The sequence below is a fragment of the Flavobacterium sp. genome (assembly GCF_043773265.1).
GTDB lineage: Bacteria > Bacteroidota > Bacteroidia > Flavobacteriales > Flavobacteriaceae > Flavobacterium.
In genome coordinates this window covers 1-2,709 of sequence record NZ_JAYVFH010000133.1, presented here as the reverse complement: position 1 = coordinate 2,709, position 2,709 = coordinate 1, and the positions used below count along the sequence as shown (strand labels likewise).

The window sequence follows — 2,709 nt, the reverse complement described above, 5'->3', positions numbered from 1 at the left end:
ACAAAAACAAAAAAATTCATTAATAAGTTCAATTACACAAGATTATTTTATTTTATCTTCAAATAATGATTTGTTTGAGAAGAATGATTTAGCTAAATTCATTAACTGGTTATATATTGAGTTAATATTAAGTAGTCTAATAAATTTAGAAAGTGAAACCAATATATTGTTAGCTCAGTTTTACAGATTTTTCTTTTATTTGGAAAAAGATTCAGTATCGAAGAAAAAATTATTGTTAAATGCTTTTTATGTGGTTTCAAACTTAAATAATCCTCTAAAACCATCAATTAATTTTATAGATAATAAATTAGTTATTGATTATGTCTCTTTAATTGATAATCCAAATATTGGTAGCTATATAGAAACGGAAAGTCCTTTTATATTATCCAAAATAATTCAAAAACATAGACAAGGATGTAATTTATTAATTGATAATACGAATGGTTTTTTACCTTATTTAAATATTACTGATCCCACATTAAAAAGTTATAATTTAAAAAATATAAATTGGAGTATTAATGTTGATATAACTCTATATTGTAATGAATTTAAATATTTTATTTCTAAGCAATTAGCCTTGGATAATGAAAATTATTTCTCCAAAAACAACATTGATACTCTGATTCCTGAAATTAATTCAGTTATTTATGTTACAGTTAAAGATACTCAGCCTTTTGGAGTATTTGTTGAAACTGATTATGGAGATGGCTTAATACATTTGAATAATGTGTCAACCAAATATTTTGAAAGAGATTTATTTCCAATCATTTTTAATAAGGGAAGAAGAATTCCGGCTGTGTTTTTAAAATATGAAAAAGATAAAATTGATTTAAGTTTAAAAGATTTAATAGGAACTGAATATGAAGAAGAATATTTGGACATATTAGAAAATTTTTATTACGATCCAGATGAAGATATTTCAAGTTCTGAGTTAAATGATATTAATTTTAAAGTGGAAGAAGAAAAAGGATATATATTCGAACAATATGCTACTTTACAAAATAATTTACAAGAAAAAATAAAATACATAAAATTTGCTAAAGCATTCTTTTCAAATACAAAAAGTGCTAGATCATATTTGTTGAATATTTATATAGATTATTTCTTGGCGCTTATCCGATTGGATAATTTAATATCAAATTATTCTTTTAATAATTATGAAGATTTTAGGAAAGATATTTTATTAGTAAAAGAGAAAATAGATGAGAAGACTTTAGAAACATTTCCTGAATCAAAAAACTTAGTTTTTTTTACAGAAATATTGAATTTGTTTAATAGTCAAAAAGAAGAAGATTTAGAGAATCTATTTAACTTGTCGAAGAACTCATTTGGTGAAAATAATAAATTACTAAAAACAGTTGCAAAGAATGCATTGGCTAATAATTTAATAATTTCAGATGTCGTTGAATCAGAGTTGGATAATTTCACATTAAAAAACCTAAAAAGAATTCGTGAATTTATCACCCAAGGCGTTTTATCGGTTGAAGAAACTATAGAAGATAAACTTAAAAATGAACAAGATGAAAAAAGAGTATACTTTAGAGGCCTTATAAATGAAGACGAAGGTCCTAAATTAGAATTTAAAGCTACTTTTTTTACACCTATTCCAAATGAGGAAAAAATAAAAATAATTAAGAATATAGAAACTAAAATTTCAAAATCTAAGAGTCAGGAAGAAATAAATGTTCTTAAATCAAAAATCGAGCAAATTAAAGAAGAGACAAAAAATGTCCCAAATATTCAAAATATAATAATTCATAGTGCTTTAAAAACAATTTGTGCCTTTGCTAACACCTCTGGGGGCTATTTACTTCTAGGTGTAAGTGATGACAAAAAAATATTTGGTCTTGAGAAAGATTATGTCAATTTGAAAAAATCTAAAGGAATTGGTAAAGAAAGAGATGATTTTTCTGAATTATTTGATCAAAAAGTAAAGGAGTATTTTGGCAATAGTTTCTCTCCAACAATATTGGAGAAGGAATTTTTAAAGTTTCCAGAGGGTGATATTATGATAATTAATGTGAAACCAAGCATAGATGAAATACACATTTTAAAAAATGAAAAAGGTGATTTTGAAGAAACTATATATGTTCGTCACACCAGATCTTCTGAAAAATTGAAAGGAATAGAGTTATCAAAATTTATTAAAAGAAAATTTAGAGATAGTATAAATGTTACACTATAAAAATCAATAAAAATTTTAAAAACATTTCAAAATGGAAATAGATTATAAGAAAATAAAAAAGAATATACTCACTTAGTAAAAGTTATAATTAATTTGGATACTTACACTTAAATTATCTCATTCAGCTGCACAAAATCCTCGTTTAGTCCAAGTATTCCTAAACTCGCATCTTTGTTTGCTTCATTTCGCTAATTTCATTTCCAATAACGAGAATGTATTTTTTCGTTCGGTGGTAAAAAGGACGTTTTACATTTCAAAAGCCACTCCTTTGCCAACGCTCCAAAAAAAATTACTGGCACAGTTTTTAGAAAAAACACGTACGCTTCGCAACTTGTGCCAGTAATTTTTTCCCCCAAGCTGTGTTACATAATTGAGTATTATAGTTCATCACAAAGCGAGTTTATTGTTTTTTTGGTTTTTGCAATGAAGCTATAATATCATTTATGTAAAACAGCCGCTCCTGCCAACGCGCTTGCCAGTGGCTCCAGGACAACATTTTTTGCAGCTCCCATCGCATCACCCAG

1 protein-coding gene is annotated in these 2,709 nt (G+C 26.0%); it reads left to right on the top strand.

The genetic code is table 11. The features are described 5' to 3' along the window. Positions 1–2,185, top strand: a 2,185-nt coding sequence (locus ACH2BO_RS07240) for an RNA-binding domain-containing protein (protein WP_395044083.1), incomplete at its 5' end; no start/stop codon positions are given. Positions 2,186–2,709 lie beyond the last annotated feature (524 nt).